The sequence below is a fragment of the Pseudomonas sp. NLJ1 genome, from assembly GCF_049486705.1.
Classification (GTDB): Bacteria; Pseudomonadota; Gammaproteobacteria; order Pseudomonadales; family Pseudomonadaceae; genus Aquipseudomonas; species Aquipseudomonas inefficax.
In genome coordinates, this window is record NZ_CP137735.1 from 3807125 (window position 1) to 3825972 (window position 18848).

16 protein-coding genes are annotated in these 18848 nt (G+C 64.1%); 10 read left to right on the forward strand and 6 right to left on the reverse strand.

Going from position 1 to position 18848, the window contains the following annotated elements:
- Window positions 1–117: 117 nt before the first annotated feature.
- From R9B85_RS17250 to R9B85_RS17265, 4 genes are all read left to right on the forward strand, one after another.
- Entirely contained in the window at window positions 118–1374 is a 1257-nt protein-coding gene (locus tag R9B85_RS17250) for an ATP-binding protein (protein ID WP_025337805.1), read from the forward strand.
- Window positions 1374–1934: a response regulator transcription factor gene (locus tag R9B85_RS17255; protein WP_025337806.1), complete on the forward strand. Its 561-nt coding sequence runs from the start codon at window positions 1374–1376 to the stop codon at window positions 1932–1934. The genes R9B85_RS17250 and R9B85_RS17255 overlap by 1 nt, the downstream gene beginning before the upstream one ends.
- Before the next feature lie 207 nt (window positions 1935–2141).
- Window positions 2142–3083 carry an AEC family transporter gene (locus tag R9B85_RS17260; RefSeq protein WP_423770397.1) on the forward strand — a complete coding sequence of 314 codons (942 nt, stop codon included), beginning with the start codon at window positions 2142–2144 and terminating at the stop codon, window positions 3081–3083.
- Window positions 3084–3139: 56 nt separating this feature from the next.
- Window positions 3140–4498 carry an amino acid permease gene (locus R9B85_RS17265; protein WP_112250749.1) on the forward strand — a complete coding sequence of 453 codons (1359 nt, stop codon included), beginning with the start codon at window positions 3140–3142 and terminating at the stop codon, window positions 4496–4498.
- A gap of 120 nt (window positions 4499–4618) precedes the next feature.
- Here the strand turns inward: R9B85_RS17265 and R9B85_RS17270 are convergent, their stop codons facing one another.
- The 6 genes from R9B85_RS17270 to gatC all read right to left on the reverse strand — a co-directional run bounded on the left by R9B85_RS17270 (window position 4619) and on the right by gatC (window position 9840).
- Window positions 4619–4990, reverse strand: coding sequence for a carboxymuconolactone decarboxylase family protein (locus R9B85_RS17270; protein ID WP_423770398.1), 372 nt, complete (start codon window positions 4988–4990; stop codon window positions 4619–4621).
- Window positions 4991–5000: 10 nt separating this feature from the next.
- Entirely contained in the window at window positions 5001–6044 is a 1044-nt protein-coding gene (locus tag R9B85_RS17275; protein ID WP_423771069.1) for a calcium/sodium antiporter, read from the reverse strand.
- Between the two features lie 60 nt (window positions 6045–6104).
- A complete protein-coding gene (locus R9B85_RS17280; protein ID WP_181457309.1) occupies window positions 6105–6485 on the reverse strand; it encodes a septal ring lytic transglycosylase RlpA family protein in 381 nt (126 codons plus the stop codon).
- A gap of 143 nt (window positions 6486–6628) precedes the next feature.
- Entirely contained in the window at window positions 6629–8074 is a 1446-nt protein-coding gene (gene gatB / locus R9B85_RS17285; RefSeq protein ID WP_013971062.1) for an Asp-tRNA(Asn)/Glu-tRNA(Gln) amidotransferase subunit GatB, read from the reverse strand.
- A gap of 11 nt (window positions 8075–8085) precedes the next feature.
- On the reverse strand, window positions 8086–9537 hold the full coding sequence (gene gatA, locus R9B85_RS17290) for an Asp-tRNA(Asn)/Glu-tRNA(Gln) amidotransferase subunit GatA (protein ID WP_112250758.1): 1452 nt from the start codon (window positions 9535–9537) through the stop codon (window positions 8086–8088).
- A gap of 15 nt (window positions 9538–9552) precedes the next feature.
- The gene (gatC, locus tag R9B85_RS17295) at window positions 9553–9840 is read right to left on the reverse strand and encodes an Asp-tRNA(Asn)/Glu-tRNA(Gln) amidotransferase subunit GatC (protein WP_056795914.1); all 288 of its coding nucleotides are present in this window, start codon (window positions 9838–9840) and stop codon (window positions 9553–9555) included.
- A gap of 205 nt (window positions 9841–10045) precedes the next feature.
- Between gatC and mreB the strand changes: the two genes are divergently transcribed.
- The 6 genes from mreB (at window position 10046) to R9B85_RS17325 (ending at window position 18841) form a co-directional block, all read left to right on the forward strand.
- Window positions 10046–11083, forward strand: a complete 1038-nt coding sequence (mreB, locus tag R9B85_RS17300; RefSeq protein ID WP_003255163.1) for a rod shape-determining protein MreB — start codon at window positions 10046–10048, stop codon at window positions 11081–11083.
- A gap of 225 nt (window positions 11084–11308) precedes the next feature.
- Entirely contained in the window at window positions 11309–12304 is a 996-nt protein-coding gene (gene mreC, locus R9B85_RS17305; RefSeq protein WP_252378588.1) for a rod shape-determining protein MreC, read from the forward strand.
- A complete protein-coding gene (gene mreD, locus R9B85_RS17310) occupies window positions 12304–12792 on the forward strand; it encodes a rod shape-determining protein MreD (protein ID WP_207877691.1) in 489 nt (162 codons plus the stop codon). Before mreC ends, mreD begins: the two co-directional genes overlap by 1 nt.
- Before the next feature lie 33 nt (window positions 12793–12825).
- Window positions 12826–13425: a Maf family protein gene (locus tag R9B85_RS17315; RefSeq protein ID WP_423770399.1), complete on the forward strand. Its 600-nt coding sequence runs from the start codon at window positions 12826–12828 to the stop codon at window positions 13423–13425.
- Window positions 13426–13479: 54 nt separating this feature from the next.
- Complete coding sequence (gene rng / locus R9B85_RS17320; RefSeq protein ID WP_112250764.1) at window positions 13480–14937, forward strand: ribonuclease G; 1458 nt, start codon at window positions 13480–13482, stop codon at window positions 14935–14937.
- Window positions 14938–15019: 82 nt separating this feature from the next.
- Entirely contained in the window at window positions 15020–18841 is a 3822-nt protein-coding gene (locus R9B85_RS17325) for a YhdP family protein (RefSeq protein WP_423770400.1), read from the forward strand.
- Window positions 18842–18848 lie beyond the last annotated feature (7 nt).

An 18848-nucleotide genomic window follows, 5' to 3' on the forward strand; every position in this document is an offset into this window, starting at 1 on the left:
CAAAAGTGCCATCATCAACCTGTGACAAAGTGTGGCGCTTTGCCGCATCGCTGCAGCGAGGCGCCCGGCTTCGGTATACTCCAGCCGATTTTTCTGGAGCACTCATCAGGAGAGCTCATGCTCGCCGCCGTACAACCGCTGTCTGCTACCCGCCAGAACCTCTGGCGCCTGACCGTCATTCGGGTCCTGGTCCTGGCTGCCCAGGCCGGCTCCGTGGGGGTCGCCTACTGGACCGAGCTGCTGCCCTTGCCCTGGCTGTCGCTGGCCGGCACCTTGGCCTTGTCTTCGCTGCTGTGCGCCTTCACGGCGCTGCGCCTGCGCCTGTCGTTGCCGGTCACCGAGCTGGAGTATGCCCTGCAACTGGCCTGCGACCTGCTGATCCACAGTGCCTTGCTGTATTACTCCGGCGGCTCGACCAACCCGTTCGTGTCGTATTACCTGGTGCCGCTGGCGATTGCCGCAGTCACCTTGCCGTGGTTGTATTCGCTGATCCTTTCCGGCATTGCCCTGACCGCCTACAGCCTGCTGCTGGTGCAGTTCTACCCGCTCGAAGGCCTGCCGATGGCGCGGGACAAGATGCAGGTCTATGGCATGTGGTTGAGCATTGCCCTGGCCGCCGCGGTGATCACCTTCTTTGCCGCGCGCATGGCCGAAGAGCTGCGCCGCCAGGAGCAGCTGCGTTCCGAGCGGCGTGAAGAAAGCCTGCGCGACGAGCAGCTGCTGGCCGTGGCCACCCAGGCCGCCGGTGCCGCCCATGAGCTGGGCACGCCGTTGGCGACCATGAGCGTGCTGCTGAATGAGATGCGCCAGGACCACGCCGACCCGTTGCTGCAGGAAGACCTGCAGATCCTTCAGGACCAGGTGAAGCTGTGCAAGGAAACCCTGCAACAGCTGGTGCGCGCCGCCGAAGCCAACCGCCGCCTGGCCGTGGTGGAGCAGGATGTGACGGCCTGGCTGGACGAAGCGCTCAACCGTTGGCACCTGATGCGCCCGGAAGCCAGCTACCGCTTCCAGCGCCTGCGTGACGGCCAGGTGCCGCGCCTGACCCCGCCGCCGGACCTGACCCAGGCGCTGTTGAACCTGTTGAACAATGCCGCCGATGCCTGCCCCGATGACCTTGAAGTGCGCCTGGACTGGGACGCCCATGACATCGTCATCAGCATCCGCGACCATGGCCCCGGCGTGCCACCGGCCATCGCCGAAGCCATCGGCAAACCCTTCATTACCACCAAAGGCAAAGGCTTCGGCCTGGGCCTGTTCTTGAGCAAGGCCAGCGTGACCCGTGCGGGCGGTTCGGTGAAACTCTATAGTCATGAACAGGGTGGCACCCTGACCGAACTGCGCCTGCCCTATGGCAAGCGAGGAGATGAATGATGAGCGAAGAAAACCAGGTCGAAGGCGAAGAGCTGCCGCACCTGCTGCTGGTGGATGACGATGCCACCTTCACCCGGGTCATGGCCCGTGCCATGAGCCGCCGCGGTTTCCGCGTGAGCACTGCCAGCTCTGCCGAAGAAGGGTTGATCCTGGCCCAGCAGGACCTGCCGGACTACGCCACGCTGGACCTGAAGATGGACGGCGACTCCGGGCTGGTGCTACTGCCCAAGCTGCTGGAGCTGGATCCGGAAATGCGCGTGGTGATACTGACCGGTTACTCGAGCATTGCCACCGCGGTGGAAGCGGTCAAGCGCGGCGCGTGCAACTACCTGTGCAAGCCGGCCGATGCCGATGATGTGCTGGCGGCGCTGCTGTCGGAGCACACCGACCTGGACACCCTGGTGCCGGAAAACCCGATGTCGGTCGACCGCCTGCAGTGGGAGCACATCCAGCGCGTGCTGAACGAGCACGAAGGCAATATCTCGGCCACCGCGCGGGCGCTGGGCATGCACCGGCGGACCTTGCAGCGCAAACTGCAGAAGCGCCCGGTTCGGCGCTGATTCAGTACCGGCCTCTTCGCGGGTAAACCCGCTCCCACAGGTATTTCACAAGCCTCCAGACCTGTGCAGTACCTGTGGGAGCGGGTTTACCCGCGAAAGGGCCGCAACTGACAGAAACTTCTCTTTATCACCCCGCGATCCCCGCAACTCCCGGCCGTTGGCGTATCATTAGCCCCCTAACGGCAACCCCTCCAGGATCGCTTGCGCATGCTTGCCCTTCTTATCCAGACACTGAACATCACGGCACCGGTCTTCGCCATGCTGTTCATGGGCGTGCTGCTCAAACGTATTCGCCTGATCGACGACAATTTCAACCGCGTTGCCTCACAGCTGGTGTTCAACGTGTGCATGCCGGCGCTGCTGTTCCTCGGCATCTATCACGCCGACCTGGCCACGGCGGTCAAGCCCGGTGTCCTTCTCTATTTCATCGTCGCCACCCTGGCCGGCTTCGCCATTGCCTGGGGCCTGGCCATCTGGCGCAGCCCGCTGGCCGACCGGGGCATCTATACCCAGGGCGCATTCCGCGGCAACAACGGAGTGATCGGCCTGGCCCTGGCCGCCAGTCTCTACGGCGACTACGGCATCTCCCTGGGGGCGGTGCTCGCCGGCCTGGTCATCCTCCTGTACAACTCGCTGTCGGCAGTGGTGCTGGCGGTGTACAGCTCGGACCTGAAGTCCGACCCGTGGAGCATCTGCAAAAGCATCCTCAGCAACCCGCTGATCATCAGCGTGCTGGTGGCCACGCCCATGGCCTACGGCCAGGTGCCGCTGCCCAACTGGCTGCTGACCTCGGGCGACTACCTGGCGCAGATGACCCTGCCGCTGGCGCTGATCTGCATCGGTGGCACGCTGTCGCTGGCGGCGCTGCGCGACAGTGGCAGGCTGGCCATCGACGCCAGCCTGGTGAAGATGGTCTGGCTACCGCTGTTCGGCACCCTCGGTGCCTGGCTGTGCGGCTTCCGCGGGGCCGAGCTGGGCATCCTGTTCCTGTACATCGGCAGCCCGACCGCAGCGGCCAGCTACGTCATGGCGCGGGCGGCCAACGGCAACCATGAGCTGGCGGCGTCGATCATCGTGATTACCACGCTGATGGCGGCGATCACCACCAACATCGGTATTTTCATCTTGCAGTGGGGCGGATGGATCTAGATCCTTGACTGCAAACAACACAAAAAACACAGCCTCACTGAGCTAAAGGACACTTCATGCAAGACCAGAGCACGCCCGAGCGGTTACAGCGCGGGCTGAAGAATCGCCATATCCAGCTGATCGCGTTGGGCGGGGCCATCGGTACCGGGTTGTTCCTGGGTATCGCCCAGACCATCCAGCTGGCCGGCCCCTCCGTCCTGCTGGGCTACGCCATTGCCGGCCTCATGGCCTTCCTGATCATGCGCCAGCTCGGTGAAATGGTGGTTGAAGAGCCGGTGGCCGGCAGCTTCAGCCACTTCGCCCACCAGTACTGGAGCGAGTTCGCCGGCTTCGTCTCGGGCTGGAACTATTGGGTGGTGTATGTACTGGTCGGCATGGCCGAGCTGACAGCGGTGGGTATCTACGTTCAGTACTGGTGGCCAGGCTTCCCCACCTGGGCGACGGCGGCGATCTTCTTCGTGGTGATCAACCTGATCAACCTGACCCAGGTGAAGGTATACGGCGAGATGGAGTTCTGGTTCGCCCTGGTCAAGGTGGTGGCCATCGTCAGCATGATCGGCTTCGGCGCCTGGCTGCTGAGCAGCGGCCATGGCGGCCCGGATGCCAGCGTGGCCAACCTCTGGCAGTACGGCGGCTTCTTCCCCAACGGCGTCACCGGCCTGGTGATGGCGCTGGCAGTGATCATGTTCTCGTTTGGTGGCCTGGAACTGGTGGGCATCACCGCCGCCGAGGCCGACAACCCGCGTCAGAGCATCCCCAAGGCCACCAACCAGGTGGTGTACCGCATCCTCATCTTCTACATCGGTGCCCTGGCGGTGCTGCTGTCGTTGTACCCATGGCAGAAGGTGGTGCAGGGTGGCAGCCCGTTCGTGATGATCTTCCACGAACTGGACAGTGACCTGGTGGCGACCATCCTCAATATCGTGGTGCTGACGGCTGCGCTATCGGTGTACAACAGCTGCGTGTACGCCAACAGCCGCATGCTGTTCGGCCTGGCCAGCCAGGGCGACGCACCGCGTCAGTTGCTGAAGGTAAGCCGTAGCGGCGTACCGCTGACCGCGCTGGGTGTGTCGGCTTTCGCTACCGGGCTGTGCGTGGTGATCAACTACCTGATGCCGGGCGAGGCCTTTGGCTTGCTGATGGCCCTGGCGGTGTCGGCGCTGGTGATCAACTGGGCGAGCATCAGTATTACCCACCTGAAGTTCCGCAAGGCCAAGCTGGCGGCCGGGATTACCCCGTTCTACAAGAGCTGGGGGCACCCGGTCACCAACTACCTGTGCCTGGCGTTCATCGTGCTGATCCTGGTGGTGATGTACCTGACCCCGCCGATTCGCATCTCGGTGATGCTGATCCCTGGGTGGATCCTGCTGCTGTGGGTGGCCTTCAAGATGAAGAAGGCTCGCCAGGCAAGGTAGGTAACACAGTACTGGCCTCTTCGCGGGTAAACCCGCTCCCACAGGTACCCCACAGGCCCTGAAACCTGTGCAGTACCTGTGGGAGCGGGTTTACCCGCGAAGAGGCCGGTACTGAAAAACCTATTTGTAACTGTCGATCACTTCCTGTGCCGCACGGAACGCATCGATCGCCGCCGGCACCCCCGCATACACCGCGCAATGCAGTAGCGCTTCGCGAATCTCCTCCACCGTACAGCCATTGTTCAACGCCCCGCGCATATGCCCCTTCAGCTCCTGCGGGCACTTGAGCGCTGTCAGTGTCGCCAGGGTAATCAGGCTGCGGGTTTTCAATGGCAGCCCGTCGCGGGCCCACACACTGCCCCAGGCATGTTCGTTGACAAAATCCTGCAGTGGCTGGGTGAAGTCGGTGGCATTGCCCAAGGCGCGGTCGACGAACGCATCGCCCATCACCTGGCGCCGAATCTGTTCGCCGGTTTTCTTGCTATCAGCCATGTTGTTTTCCTTAGTGTTGGCGGCGCCAGGCTCGTGCGGTGGTGTACAGCAACACCATGGCAAGCACCGGCAATACATAGAACAGCATCAACCGCTCCAGGCGGCCGGCCAGTGGCATGCCCATGGTAAACGCGGCTACATGCAGCCCATAAGCCAGGTACAGGCAGAGGAACACCAGGCCTTCGGCGCGGGTGATGCGGTAACCGGAATAGAACACCGGCAGGCTCAGCACAGCAACACCCAGCATTACCGGCAGGTCGAAGGCCAAGGCATTGGGTGAGATCGAAAGCGGCTCGGGCGTGACCAGTGCAGTCAGGCCCAGTACGGCCAGCAGGTTGAACAGGTTGCTGCCGATCACTGTGCCCACGGCGATTTCCCGTTCACCGCGCAGGGCGGCGATCAGCGCAGCGGCCAGTTCCGGCAGAGAAGTGCAGATGGCAACGACAGTCAGGCCGATGATGCGCTCGGACAGCCCCAGGTCGGTGGCCACCTCCACGGCGGCCTCCAGCAACAAGTGGCCTGCCAGGCTCAGCAGACCCAGGCCGGCCAGCACCTGCAGCAGCGTACCCGACCAGAAGCGCCCGATGCTGCTGGTGACGGTGGTCGGTGCGGGGTAGGTGCGGGCGTAGTGGCGCGACTGGTGCCAAAGCATTGCCAGGTAGCCGACCAGGCCGATCAGCAGTAGCCCTCCTTCGAGCCGGCCCAGGTGGCCGTTGGCGGATAACGCATAGACCAGGCCGCTGGCGACGATCATCAGGGGAATGTCCAGGCGCACCAGTTGCCGCGACACGCGCAGCGGGATTATCAGTGCGGCCAGGCCGAGAATGACCAGTACGTTGAAGATGTTGCTGCCGATCACGCTGCCCACCGCCACATCTGGCGCGCCCTGGTAGGCGGCCTGAAGGCTCACGGTCATTTGCGGGGCAGTGCTGCCGAAGGCCACCAGGCTCAGGCCGATGATCAGCGGGCGTACATGCAGGCGCTGGGCCAGGCGCAGGGATGCGCGCACCAGCAGTTCGGCACCGCCGATCAGCAACAGCAGCGCGATGCCCAGTTGCAGAAGGCTGAAGGTGGGAAGGGTAGCCAGGTCGAAAATGGTCGGACTCCTGTCGCGTCAGTCGCTAAGCCCTTGTACTCGCACGCGCGCGGTTCCGCTACGGATCATGCCGATTTTTTCTGCGGCGGCACGTGAAAGATCGATCAGACGGCCGCGGGTATGGGGGCCACGGTCGTTGATGCGCACCACGACGCTGCGTTGGTTGGCCAGGTTGGTCACTCGTACCCGGGTGCCGAAAGGCAGGCTGCGGTGTGCGGCGGTGAGGCCATGCTGGTTGAACGGTTCGCCGCTGGCGGTGCGTTTACCGTGGTGGCGAGCGCCGTAATAGGAAGCAGTGCCGGTCTTGTCGTAGCCGTCGGGGTCGACGTCGATGTCCTGGCTGGCGCAGCCGGCCAGCAGGGTGAAGAGGGCGAGGGTGCTCAGGGATCGCTTTAGCAACTCAGATGCTCCGATATGGCCCATTCGCGGCTAAAGCCGCTCCCACAGGTACACCACCGCTTCGAGAGCAGCGCTGTACCTGTGGGAGCGGCTTCAGCCGCGAACGAGGGCGAAGCCCTCGCAGGACTACAGGGATAAAACAATCACCCTTCGAGCTTGGCCTTGAGCAATTGGTTCACTTGCCCCGGGTTGGCCTTGCCTTTGGAGGCTTTCATCGCCTGGCCGACGAAGAAGCCGAACATCTTGCCGCGCTTGGCCTCGTCGGCTGCGCGGTACTGTTCGACCTGTTCGGCGTTGGCCGCCAGCACTTCGTCGAGCATCTTGTCGATCGCACCGGTATCGGTGACCTGCTTCAGGCCCTTGCTTTCGATGATGCTGTCGGCATCGCCTTCACCGGCGGCCATGGCCTCGAACACGGTCTTGGCGATCTTGCCGCTGATGGTGTTGTCGCGGATACGCAGCAGCATGCCGCCCAGCTGTGCGGCGCTGACTGGCGCCTGGTCGATCTCGATGCCCAGCTTGTTCAGCAGGCTGCCCAGTTCGACCATGACCCAGTTGGCAGCCAGCTTGGCATCGCCACCGATCTTTACCACTTCCTCGAAGTAGTCCGCCTGTTCGCGGCTGGAAGCCAGCACGTTGGCGTCGTAGGCCGACAGGCCGTACTGGTTCTGGAAGCGCTCGACCTTCTGCGTCGGCAGTTCCGGCAAGCCGGCGCGGACGGTTTCGAGGAAGCTGTCCTCGATCACCACCGGCAGCAGGTCGGGGTCTGGGAAGTAACGGTAGTCGTTGGCTTCCTCCTTGCTGCGCATGGAGCGGGTCTCATCCTTGTTCGGGTCGTACAGGCGGGTTTCCTGTACCACCTTGCCGCCGTCCTCGATCAGGTCGATCTGGCGCTGTATCTCGCTGTTGATCGCGCGCTCGATGAAGCGGAACGAGTTGACGTTCTTGATCTCGCAGCGGGTACCGAACTCGGCCTGGCCTTTCGGGCGGATCGACACGTTGCAGTCGCAACGCAGCGAGCCTTCGGCCATGTTGCCGTCGCAGATGCCCAGGTAACGCACCAGCGCGTGGATCGCCTTGACGTAGGCCACGGCTTCCTTGGCGCTGCGCATGTCAGGCTCGGAGACGATTTCCAGCAGCGGGGTGCCGGCACGGTTCAGGTCGATGCCGGTGGAGCCGCTGAAGTCTTCGTGCAGGCTCTTGCCGGCGTCTTCTTCCAGGTGCGCGCGGGTTACCCCGATGCGCTTGATGGTGCCGTCTTCCAGGGCGATGTCCAGGTGGCCCTTGCCGACGATCGGCAGGTCCATCTGGCTGATCTGGTAGCCCTTGGGCAGGTCCGGATAGAAGTAGTTCTTGCGCGCGAACACGTTGCGCTTGCCGATCTCGGCATCGATGGCCAGGCCGAACATGCACGCCATGCGTACGGCTTCCTGGTTCAGTACCGGCAGTACGCCGGGCATGCCCAGGTCAACCAGGCTGGCCTGGGTGTTCGGCTCGGAACCGAATGTGGTGGCGCTGCCGGAGAAGATCTTCGACTGGGTGGCGAGCTGAGTGTGGATTTCCAGCCCGATCACAACTTCCCATTGCATGTGTGAGTTCCTCAGAAGCCGTTGGGGGCGCGGGTGTGCCAGTCGGTCACTTGCTGGTAGCGGTGCGCGACGTTGAGCAGGCGGCCTTCCTGGAAGTATGGCGCCAGCAGCTGCACGCCGACCGGCAGGCCATCGACGAAGCCTGCCGGCATCGACAGGCCCGGCAGGCCCGCCAGGTTGGCGGTGATGGTGTAGACGTCTTCGAGGTAGGCGGCGACCGGGTCGCTGCTCTTGGCGCCGAGCTTCCAGGCCGGGTTTGGCGTGGTCGGGCCGAGGATCAGGTCGACGTCGTTGAAGGCGGCCATGAAGTCGTTCTTGATCAGGCGGCGGATCTGCTGCGCCTTGACGTAGTAGGCGTCGTAGTAGCCGGCCGACAGGGCGTAGGTGCCGACCATTATGCGGCGCTGCACTTCGACACCGAAGCCTTCGCCACGCGAACGCTTGTACAGGTCGGTGAGGTCTTTCGGGTTTTCGCAGCGGTAGCCGAAACGCACGCCGTCGAAGCGCGACAGGTTGGACGAGGCTTCAGCGGGGGCGATCACGTAGTAGGCCGGGATGGCGTGCTGCATGTTCGGCAGGCTGATTTCCTTGACCACCGCACCGAGCTTTTCCAGCTCCTTGACGCTGGCCTGAACCAGGTCGGCGATGCGTGGGTCGAGGCCGGCACCGAAGTATTCCTTCGGCAGGCCGATGCGCAGGCCCTGCAGCGAAGCATTCAGGCTGGCGCTGTAGTCCGGCACCGGCTCTTCGATGCTGGTGGAGTCCTTGGCGTCGAAACCGGCCATGCCTTGCAGCAACAGGGCGCAGTCTTCGGCAGTACGGGCCAGCGGGCCACCCTGATCGAGGCTGGAGGCATAGGCGATCATGCCCCAGCGCGACACCCGGCCATAGGTTGGCTTGAGGCCGGTAAGGTTGGTCAGTGCCGCCGGTTGGCGGATCGAACCGCCGGTGTCGGTGCCGGTGGTGGCTGGCAGCAGGCGCGCAGCCACTGCCGCGGCCGAACCACCCGACGAGCCGCCCGGAACATGCTCGAGGTTCCATGGGTTCTTCACCGCGCCGTAGTGGCTGGATTCGTTGGCCGAACCCATGGCGAATTCGTCCATGTTGGTCTTGCCCAGGGTAACCATGCCGGCTTCGGCCAGCTTGGCGACCACGGTGGCGTCATATGGCGCCTTGAAGTTGTCGAGCATCTTCGAGCCGCAGCTGGTGCGTACGCCGTTGGTGCAGAACAGGTCCTTGTGGGCGACCGGGGCACCCAGCAGCGCGCCGGTTTCGCCAGCGGCGCGACGGGCGTCGGCGGCACGCGCCTGGCCCAGGGCCAGGTCTTCGGTGACGCTGATGAAGCTGTTGATCTGCGGGTCGAGCTGCTTGATGCGCGCCAGCAGGGCGCCGGTCAGCTCTTCGGAGGAAAACGACTTGTCGGCGAGTCCGCGGGCGATCTCGGCCAGGGTCAATTGATGCATGGCAGGCTCTATCCCTTACTCGATGACTTTGGGAACCAGGTACAGACCGCTTTCGGTCGACGGCGCGATAGCCTGGTAGGTATCGCGCTGGTTGCTCTCGGTGACCTGGTCGGGACGCAGACGCTGGCTGGCCTCCAGGGGGTGGGCCAGTGGCTCGATGCCGGTAGTGTCGACCGCTTGCATCTGGTCGACCAGCCCGAGAATGCTGTTCAGTGCGTCAGTAATGCGTGGCAGTTCGCCATCATTCAGGCCCAGACGGGCCAGATGGGCGATCTTTTCCACGTCGCAGCGTTCAAGCGCCATGGGGATCTCCAGGGGAAACAAAGACCGGAATTTGGGTCCGCAGTGAGGAACATGTCAGCTTTCTGGCGGTCTAACGGCCGCGAAATTCTGCTGGCTTGCTCGGAAAAACAGCCAATTTAACATATTGGCTCCTTGCCCAAAATCCCTGCCATTGTTAGAGTTTGCCGCACTTTTTTACCCACGCTTTCCCCAGGGTCACTTTCCCATGTTCAAGAAACTGCGTGGCATGTTTTCCAGCGATCTGTCCATCGACCTGGGTACTGCCAACACCCTTATTTACGTGCGTGAGCGCGGTATCGTCCTGAATGAGCCCTCGGTTGTTGCCATCCGTACCCATGGCAACCAGAAAAGCGTCGTCGCCGTCGGTACCGAAGCCAAGCGCATGCTGGGCCGTACGCCTGGCAACATTGCTGCCATTCGTCCGATGAAGGACGGCGTCATCGCCGACTTCAGCGTCTGCGAAAAAATGTTGCAATATTTTATCAACAAGGTTCACGAGAACAGCTTCCTGCAGCCGAGCCCGCGCGTGCTGATCTGCGTGCCGTGCAAATCGACCCAGGTAGAGCGCCGCGCCATCCGCGAGTCGGCCCTGGGTGCCGGTGCCCGTGAAGTGTTCCTGATCGAAGAACCGATGGCCGCCGCCATCGGTGCCGGCCTGCCGGTCGAGGAAGCCCGCGGTTCGATGGTTGTCGATATCGGTGGTGGTACCACTGAAATCGCGCTCATCTCCCTGAACGGCGTGGTCTATGCCGAATCCGTCCGCGTTGGCGGCGACCGCTTCGACGAAGCCATCGTCACCTACGTGCGCCGCAACTACGGCAGCCTGATCGGCGAGTCCACCGCCGAGCGCATCAAGCAGGAAATCGGTACCGCCTACCCGGGCGGCGAAGTACGCGAAGTCGATGTGCGCGGCCGCAACCTGGCCGAGGGCGTACCGCGTGCCTTCACCCTGAACTCCAACGAAGTGCTCGAAGCGCTGCAGGAATCCCTGGCGACCATCGTCCAGGCGGTCAAGAGTGCCCTGGAGCAATCGCCGCCCGAGCTGGCCTCGGACATCGCCGAGCGTGGCCTGGTGCTGACCGGTGGTGGCGCGCTGCTGCGTGACCTGGACAAGCTGCTGGCGCAGGAAACCGGCCTGCCGGTGATCGTCGCCGAAGACCCGCTGACCTGCGTCGCCCGTGGCGGTGGTCGCGCCCTGGAGATGATGGACAAGCACGCGATGGACCTGCTCTCCAGCGAGTGATCCCGCTCGCTGTCACGAGCGCCCGGTTTACAGGTAGCACACACAGTGCTACCTGTATGTGCTGGGCTGGCGCCCGTTCCGGGCGCCTTATCCGTCAACCCGCAACCAGGCTGGTGCGTTGTCCCATGTCCAATGACCTCCTGAGTCGTTCACGAGGAACGGCCCATTAAACCGCTTTTCTCCAAGGGCCCTTCGCTGGGCGTTCGCCTGCTCGTCCTGGTGGTGATGTCGGTCGCGTTGATGGTTGTCGACGCGCGCTTCGACGTGCTCAAGCCAGTGCGCAGCCAGATGGGCCTGGTACTCATGGAGTCGTACTGGATCACCGACCTGCCGCAGCGTGCGTGGCAAGGTGTGGCCGGCCAGTTCGGCAGCCGCACGGAACTGATCGCCGAAAACGAAAAGCTCAAGACCGAAGCCCTGCTGCTGCAGGGGCGCCTGCAGAAGCTGGCGGCCCTGACCGAGCAGAACGTGCGCCTGCGCGAGTTGCTCAACTCCTCGGCGCTGGTCAACGAAAAGGTCGAAGTGGCCGAGCTGATCGGTGTCGACCCCAACCCGTTCACCCACCGCATCCTGATCAACAAGGGCGAGCGTGATGGCGTGTTTCTTGGCCAGCCGGTGCTCGATGCCCGTGGCCTGATGGGCCAGGTGGTCGAGCTGATGCCGTACACCTCGCGGGTACTGTTGCTGACCGATACCACCCATAGCATCCCGGTGCAGGTCAACCGCAACGGCCTGCGCGCCATCGCCAGCGGCACCGGCAACCCGGAGCGCCTGGAGCTGCGCCATGTGGCCGATACCGCCGACATCAAGGAAGGCGACCTGTTGGTCAGTTCCGGCATGGGGCAACGGTTCCCGGCCGGTTACCCGGTGGCCACGGTCAACGAGGTGATCCACGATTCCGGCCAGCCGTTCGCCATCGTTCGTGCCATCCCCACCGCCGCGCTCAACCGTAGCCGCTACATGCTGCTGGTGTTCAGCGACCGGCGTACCCCGGAGCAGCGCGCCACCGAGGCCGGCATGGCCCAGGAAGAAGCTGACCGCAAGGGCACTTCGGCCCCAGGCCAGCCGGCCGCGACCGGCGAGCAGGGTGCACCTGCCGGTAGCGCGCCTGCCACGCCAGCGGCCCCGGCCACCCCGGCTGCGCAGCCTGCAGTTCCGGTAGCCGCACCTGCCACGCCGGCTGCAGCGCCTGCAGCACCCGCTCACTCCCGGAGGCAATGATGGCTGCATCACGCCGCAACAACGGCTGGGTCATCTGGCTGACTTTTGCCATCGGCCTGCTGCTCAGCGTCTCGCCAATGCCGCAGTTCATGGAAGTGTTCCGGCCCATGTGGCTGGCCTTGCTGGTGTCGTTCTGGACCCTCGCCGTTCCGCACAAGGTCGGCATGACCACAGCGTTCGTGCTGGGCCTGGCCGAGGATGTGCTGTATGGCACCCTGCTGGGGCAGAACGCGCTGATCCTGACGCTCATCACCTTCCTGGTGTTGTCCCTGCAACAGCGCCTGCGCATGTTCCCCATGTGGCAGCAGAGCCTGGTGATCCTGGTTATCTTCGGCATCGCCCAGCTGATCCAGTTGTGGCTCAGCGCGCTCACCGGCAACCGCCTGCCCACCCTGGCGCTGGTCTGGTCGGCGGTGATCAGTGCCTTGCTCTGGCCGTGGATCAGTTTCGCCCTGCGCGACCTGCGTCGACGCTTGCATATCAACTGACGGCGCTGCCGCGACTGACAGGGAGATGTCTGCATGAACCCGCTATACCTGGCTTCCGGCTCGCCCCGTCGACGTGAACTGCTGACCCAGATCGGTGTGCCGTTCACCGTCATCAGTGCCCCCATCGATGAAACCCCGCTGCCCGATGAAGGTGTTTCGGCCTACGCCGTGCGTCTGGCACGTGCCAAGGCCGAGGCAGGCTTTGCCCAGTTGCGTGGCCCTGGCGTGGTATTGGCTGCGGATACCGTGGTATCGGCAAGCTGCCAGATTCTCGGCAAACCCCGTGATCGGGAACATGCCCTGGCCATGCTCGCCCAACTGTCCGATGACCATCATCAAGTGATCACTGCAGTGGCGGTGACCGATGGCACGCGCTGTCTCGACGTGTGCGTCGGCACCCATGTGTACTTTCGCGCTATCAGCCCACAGGAGGCTGAGCGCTACTGGGCTACCGGCGAACCGCTGGACAAGGCTGGAGGCTATGCAATCCAGGGCTTGGGTGCGGTTTTCGTCAGGGAGCTGATTGGCAGTTATTCAACCGTTGTCGGCCTTCCACTGTTCGAAACCGCCCGCTTGCTGGAGGCGTTTTCCATTCCATGCTGGCAGCAACACGAGGTATCAGCACCGCGCTAGCCAGCTACCCGACCGCGATCCATCATTACCGAATACCTTTGACGAGAGCCTGCCATGAGTGAAGAGATCCTGATCAACATCACCCCGATGGAGTCGCGCGTGGCGGTGGTGGAAAACGGGGTGCTGCAGGAAGTGCACGTCGAGCGCACCCAGCGCCGGGGCATCGTCGGCAATATCTACAAAGGCAAGGTGGTACGCGTGCTGCCGGGCATGCAGGCGGCCTTCGTCGACATCGGCCTGGAGCGCGCGGCGTTCATCCATGCCTCGGAAATATCCCAGCGCGAAGGCTCGGCGGTAGAGAACATCACCGCGCTGGTTCATGAGGGGCAAGCCCTGGTTGTGCAGGTGACCAAGGACCCGATCGGCACCAAGGGCGCGCGCCTGACCACCCAGCTGTCGATCCCGTCGCGCTATCTGGTGTACATGCCGCGCAGCAGTCATGTCGGCATTTCCCTGAAGATCGAAGACGAAGCCGAGCGCGAGCGCCTAAAGCAGGTGGTCAGCGGCTGCATGGAAAGCGAGAACATCAAGGACGCCGGTGGCTTCATCCTGCGTACCGCCGCCGAAGGCGCACGCGCTGAAGAGATCCTGCAGGATATTCGCTACCTGCGCCGCCTGTGGGAGCAGATCGGCACCCAGATCAAGACCTGCGGCGCGCCGACGGTCATCTACGAGGACCTGGGCCTGGCCCTGCGCACCCTGCGCGACCTGGTCAACCCGAAGATCGAGAAGATCCGTATCGACTCGCGGGAAACCTTTCAGAAGACCACGCAGTTCGTTGGCGAGCTGATGCCGGAAATCGCCGACCGCCTCGAACATTACCCGGGCGAACGGCCGATCTTCGACCTGTACGGCGTTGAGGACGAGATCCAGCGCGCGCTGGAGCGCAAGGTGCCGCTCAAGTCCGGTGGCTACCTGGTGGTGGATCCGGCTGAAGCGATGACCACCATCGATGTGAACACCGGCGCCTTCGTCGGTCATCGCAACCTTGAAGAGACCATCTTCAAGACCAACCTCGAGGCCGCCACCGCCATCGCCCGGCAACTGCGCCTGCGCAACATTGGCGGCATCATCATCATCGACTTCATCGACATGGAAGACGAAGAGCACCAGCGCCAGGTGTTGCGCACCCTGGAAAAGCAGCTGGAGCGTGATCACGCCAAGACCAACATCATCGGCATCACCGAGCTGGGCCTGGTGCAGATGACCCGCAAGCGCACGCGGGAAAGCCTGGAGCAGGTGCTGTGCGAACCCTGCCTGGCCTGTCAGGGGCGTGGCAAGCTGAAAACCCCCGAGACCATCTGTTACGAAATCTTCCGCGAAATCCTGCGCGAGGCCCGTGCCTATCAGGCCGAGGGCTACCGCGTGCTGGCCAACCAGAAGGTGGTCGACCGGCTGCTGGATGAAGAGTCCGGTAACGTTGCGGAGCTGGAGGCTTTCATCGGCCGAACCATTCGTTTCCAGGTGGAGTCGATGTATTCGCAGGAACAATACGATGTGGTGCTGCTCTGAGGCCTTCTGAAATGCGCCGCGGGTGGCCCGGGCTGGAAAAACCGGGACGACGGGCCATCATGGATAAACGACCTGGAGGGCCATGGCCATGGGACGTCTGACCCGCGTTCTTGTCGCCTTGACCCGCTGGGGGTTGGGCGCTTGCGCCCTGCTGGCGGTACTGGTGGCGCTGTATGTCAGCCTCGGCCGCGAACTGGTGCCGTTGGTGGCCGAGTATCGCGCCGATGTGGAGAGCAAGGCCGAGCAGGCATTGGGCCTGCCCGTGCACGTGGGGGCCCTGGAAGGCCGCTGGAGCGGCCTGGCACCTGTGCTGCGGGTGCGCGACCTGCAACTGGGCGAGGGGGCCACGGCCCTGCGCCTGGACGACGTCAAGCTGGTCCCAGATGTCTGGGCCAGCCTCACCGCCCGCGAAGTACGCCTGGCGCGCATTCAGTTGGGCGGCCTGCAACTGATCCTGCGCGAGAACGAGCAGGGCGCCTGGAACCTCGAGGGCCTGCCGAAGAAGGACGATGCGCCGCTCGACCCCGCCGAGTTGTTGCAGCGCCTGCGCCAGTTGGGCCGCATCGATGTGTTCGACAGTCAGGTCACCTTGCACCCCTGGCAGCGTGACCCGTTGACCCTGACCTATGTAAGCGTCGGCCTGCAGGCCGGAGCTTCGCGCCATGCCCTGGACCTGCGCGCGACCTTGCCCGATGGCCAGCCCCTGTCGCTGAACCTGCGCAGTCGTGCGTCGGCCAACGCCTGGCGCGACGGCCAGGTCGAAGCCTACCTGAGCCTGCCACAGAGTGACTGGGCGCGTTGGCTGCCGCCACGCCTGTTGGGCCAGTGGCATGCCGACGCCCTGCGGGCGGGCGGCGAGTTCTGGATCGACTGGAGCAAGGGGCAGTTGCAGCAGGCCGTTGTACGTCTCAATGCGCCGGAGTTGCACGGTGCCTATGCCGGGCGCAAGGCGGCCAAGCTGAACAACCTGGCACTGGGCGCCTGGTTCCAGCGCCAGGAGCAAGGCTTCGATGTGGTGGTCGATTCCCTGGCCATGGATATCGGCAAGACCCGTTGGGAGTCGCATCTGCAATTGCAGCAGCGCCCCGGCGAGGATGCTGCTGCGGAAAGCTGGCAACTGCAGGCCGACCGCCTGGACCTCACACCGTTGACACCGCTGATCGATGCCCTGGCGCCGCTGCCGGACAAGGTCATGGCCGTGGTCGATGGCCTGAACGTGACCGGCGCGCTGCGCAATGTGCGCCTGGAAGCCCGGCCCAAGGCCGAGGGCGACCAGCGCCTGCAGTTCGAAGCCAACCTGGAGAAGGTCGGTTTCGATGCCTATCACAATGCTCCGGCAGCCGGTAACGTCAGCGGCAGCATCAGCGGTGACCTTGGCCATGGCGAACTGCGCCTCGATACCGATGCGTTCATGCTGCACCTGTACCCGATCTTCGCCAAACCCTGGCACTACCAGAAGGCCAATGCGCGCCTGACCTGGGCCTTGGACAAGGATGGTTTTACCCTGGTCGCGCCATACCTCAAGGTACTGGGCGAGGAAGGCAAGATTGCCGGTGATTTCCTCATTCGCCTGCTGTTCGAGGAGGGCCGCGAAGACTACATGGACCTGCGGGTCGGCCTGACCGAAGGCGACGGCCGTTACACCGCCAAGTACCTGCCCGAGGTGCTCAGCCCCGCCCTCGACGAATGGCTGCGCAGTGCAATCGTCAAAGGCACGGTGGACGAAGGCTACTTCCAGTACCAAGGCTCGCTGAACCATGGCGTCGCGCCGGAAGCCCGCAGCATCAGCCTGTTCTTCAAGGTGCGTGACGCAGCCCTGGACTTCCAGCCGGGCTGGCCGCAGGTGCAGCACGTGGATGGCGATGTGTTCATCGAGGACAGTGGCGTGCGCATCAAGGCCCAGCGCGGCGTACTGCTCGACACCAAGGTCAGCGATGTGAGCGTCGATATCCCGCATGTCGACGAGGGCCAGCAAAGCCACCTGTACCTCGATGGCGACTTCGACGGCAGCCTGGGCGATGGCCTGAAGATCCTCAAGGAAGCGCCAATCGGCACTGGCGAGATCTTTGCCGGGTGGGAGGGCGAGGGGCCGCTCAAGGGCAAGGTCAAGCTCGACATTCCGCTGGCCCGCGGGCAGCGGCCGAAGGTGCAGGTGGACTTCGCCACCGACGATGCGCGGCTGAAGGTGGCGCCGCCGAGCCTGGAGTTGAGCCGCCTGAAGGGTGACTTCAGTTTCGATCTGGACAAGGGCCTGAGCGGCAAGGGCATCAGCCTGCAAGCGTTCGGCAAGCCGGTTACGGCGCAAATCACCGCCGAAGGCCAGCCCGGGCAGATGCAGACCCGCGTCAACGCCAGCGGCCAGGTGTCACTCAAGGCTCTGACCGACTGGCTGCAGTTCAAGCAGGCCTTGCCGGCTTCCGGCGACTTGCCGTACCAGTTGCAGGTCAGCTTGGGTAGCCGGGACAACCGCCTGCGTGTCGATTCCAGCCTCAAGGGCCTGGCCATCGACTTGCCGGCGCCCTTCGGCAAGGCAGCGGGTGATACCCGTGACACCCGTTTCAGCATGACCCTGCAGGGGCCGGAGCGGCGCTTCGATGTCGCCTACAGCGACCTTGCCCGCTTTGCCTACGCGGCACCGGCCGACAAGCTGGGCCAGGGCCGCGGCGAGTTGCTGCTGGGCACCGGCGACGCCCAGGTACCTGCCGGCCTGGGGCTGCGAGTGCGTGGGCACCTCGAGACGCTGGACCTGGCGCCCTGGCAGGAACAGGCAGCGCGCCTGGCCGGCGGCGACCCGGGCGGTAGCGCGCGGCAGAACCTGCAAGGCGTAGACCTGAGCATCGGCCAGCTGAAAGCTTTTGGCCTGGACCTGAACCAGGCTGTGGTGCGCCTGGCCCGTGGTGGCCCCGCCTGGGACTTGCGCCTCGACAGCAAGGAAGTCATCGGCAACGCCCGGGTGCCGGATGCCAAGGGCGCGCCAATGGTGGTGCGCATGCAGACCTTGCGCCTGCCCGCCGCCAGCGCCGAGGAAAAGCAGGCCGAGGAGGGTCCGGACCCGCTGGCTTCGTTCGACCCGCGCAAGGTGCCGGCGCTGGACTTGAGCATCGACAAGCTCTATCGCGGGGACGACCTTTACGGCAGTGCATCGCTCAAGCTGCGGCCGACCGCGCGTGGCGTGACCGCCAGTGATATCGACCTTGACTTCAAAGGCCTGCGTATTGATGGTGGTGGCGGCTGGGAAGGTGAGCCGGGCCGCACCAGCAGCTGGTACAAAGGGCGCCTGGACGGCAAGAACCTGGCGGACGTGCTCAAGGCCTGGGGCTTTGCCCCTACCGCAACCAGCCGCGACTTCCGTCTGGATGTGGATGGACGCTGGCCGGGTTCGCCAGCGTCGGTGAGCCTCAAGCGGTTCTCCGGCAGCATGGATGCAGCGCTGCGCACTGGCCAGTTCGTCGAGGTCGAAGGCAGTGCCCAAGCGCTACGGGTGTTCGGCCTGCTCAACTTCAACTCCATCGGCCGGCGCTTGCGCCTGGACTTTTCCGACCTGTTCGACAAAGGCCTGGCCTACGACCGGGTCAAAGGCTTGCTGGTGGCCAGTAACGGAGTCTACGTGACCCGCGAGCCAATCGCCGTGACTGGCCCGTCGAGCAACTTCGAGCTGGACGGTACTCTGGACCTGGTAAGCGACCGGGTCGATGCCAACCTGCAGGTAAGCCTGCCGGTGACCAACAACCTGCCGCTGGCGGCCCTGATTGTCGGCGCGCCGGCGGTGGGCGGGGCGCTGTTCCTGGTCGACCGGCTGATCGGGGACCGTGTGTCGCGCTTCGCCAGCGTGCACTACCGTGTCGAAGGTCCGGTGAAAGAGCCTAGAATCACATTTGTGAAACCTTTCGAGAAATCCCGCTAGGAGTGCC

What these genes read in the sequence shown, in the direction of transcription:
- R9B85_RS17250 (WP_025337805.1), top strand. Translation starts at nt 118, where the DNA reads ATGCTCGCCGCCGTACAACCGCTGTCTGCTACCCGCCAGAACCTCTGG.
- R9B85_RS17255 (WP_025337806.1), top strand. Translation starts at nt 1,374, where the DNA reads ATGAGCGAAGAAAACCAGGTCGAAGGCGAAGAGCTGCCGCACCTGCTG.
- R9B85_RS17260 (WP_423770397.1), top strand. Translation starts at nt 2,142, where the DNA reads ATGCTTGCCCTTCTTATCCAGACACTGAACATCACGGCACCGGTCTTC.
- R9B85_RS17265 (WP_112250749.1), top strand. Translation starts at nt 3,140, where the DNA reads ATGCAAGACCAGAGCACGCCCGAGCGGTTACAGCGCGGGCTGAAGAAT.
- R9B85_RS17270 (WP_423770398.1), bottom strand. Translation starts at nt 4,990, where the DNA reads ATGGCTGATAGCAAGAAAACCGGCGAACAGATTCGGCGCCAGGTGATG.
- gatB (WP_013971062.1), bottom strand. Translation starts at nt 8,074, where the DNA reads ATGCAATGGGAAGTTGTGATCGGGCTGGAAATCCACACTCAGCTCGCC.
- gatA (WP_112250758.1), bottom strand. Translation starts at nt 9,537, where the DNA reads ATGCATCAATTGACCCTGGCCGAGATCGCCCGCGGACTCGCCGACAAG.
- gatC (WP_056795914.1), bottom strand. Translation starts at nt 9,840, where the DNA reads ATGGCGCTTGAACGCTGCGACGTGGAAAAGATCGCCCATCTGGCCCGT.
- mreB (WP_003255163.1), top strand. Translation starts at nt 10,046, where the DNA reads ATGTTCAAGAAACTGCGTGGCATGTTTTCCAGCGATCTGTCCATCGAC.
- mreC (WP_252378588.1), top strand. Translation starts at nt 11,309, where the DNA reads ATGTCGGTCGCGTTGATGGTTGTCGACGCGCGCTTCGACGTGCTCAAG.
- mreD (WP_207877691.1), top strand. Translation starts at nt 12,304, where the DNA reads ATGGCTGCATCACGCCGCAACAACGGCTGGGTCATCTGGCTGACTTTT.
- R9B85_RS17315 (WP_423770399.1), top strand. Translation starts at nt 12,826, where the DNA reads ATGAACCCGCTATACCTGGCTTCCGGCTCGCCCCGTCGACGTGAACTG.
- rng (WP_112250764.1), top strand. Translation starts at nt 13,480, where the DNA reads ATGAGTGAAGAGATCCTGATCAACATCACCCCGATGGAGTCGCGCGTG.
- R9B85_RS17325 (WP_423770400.1), top strand. Translation starts at nt 15,020, where the DNA reads ATGGCCATGGGACGTCTGACCCGCGTTCTTGTCGCCTTGACCCGCTGG.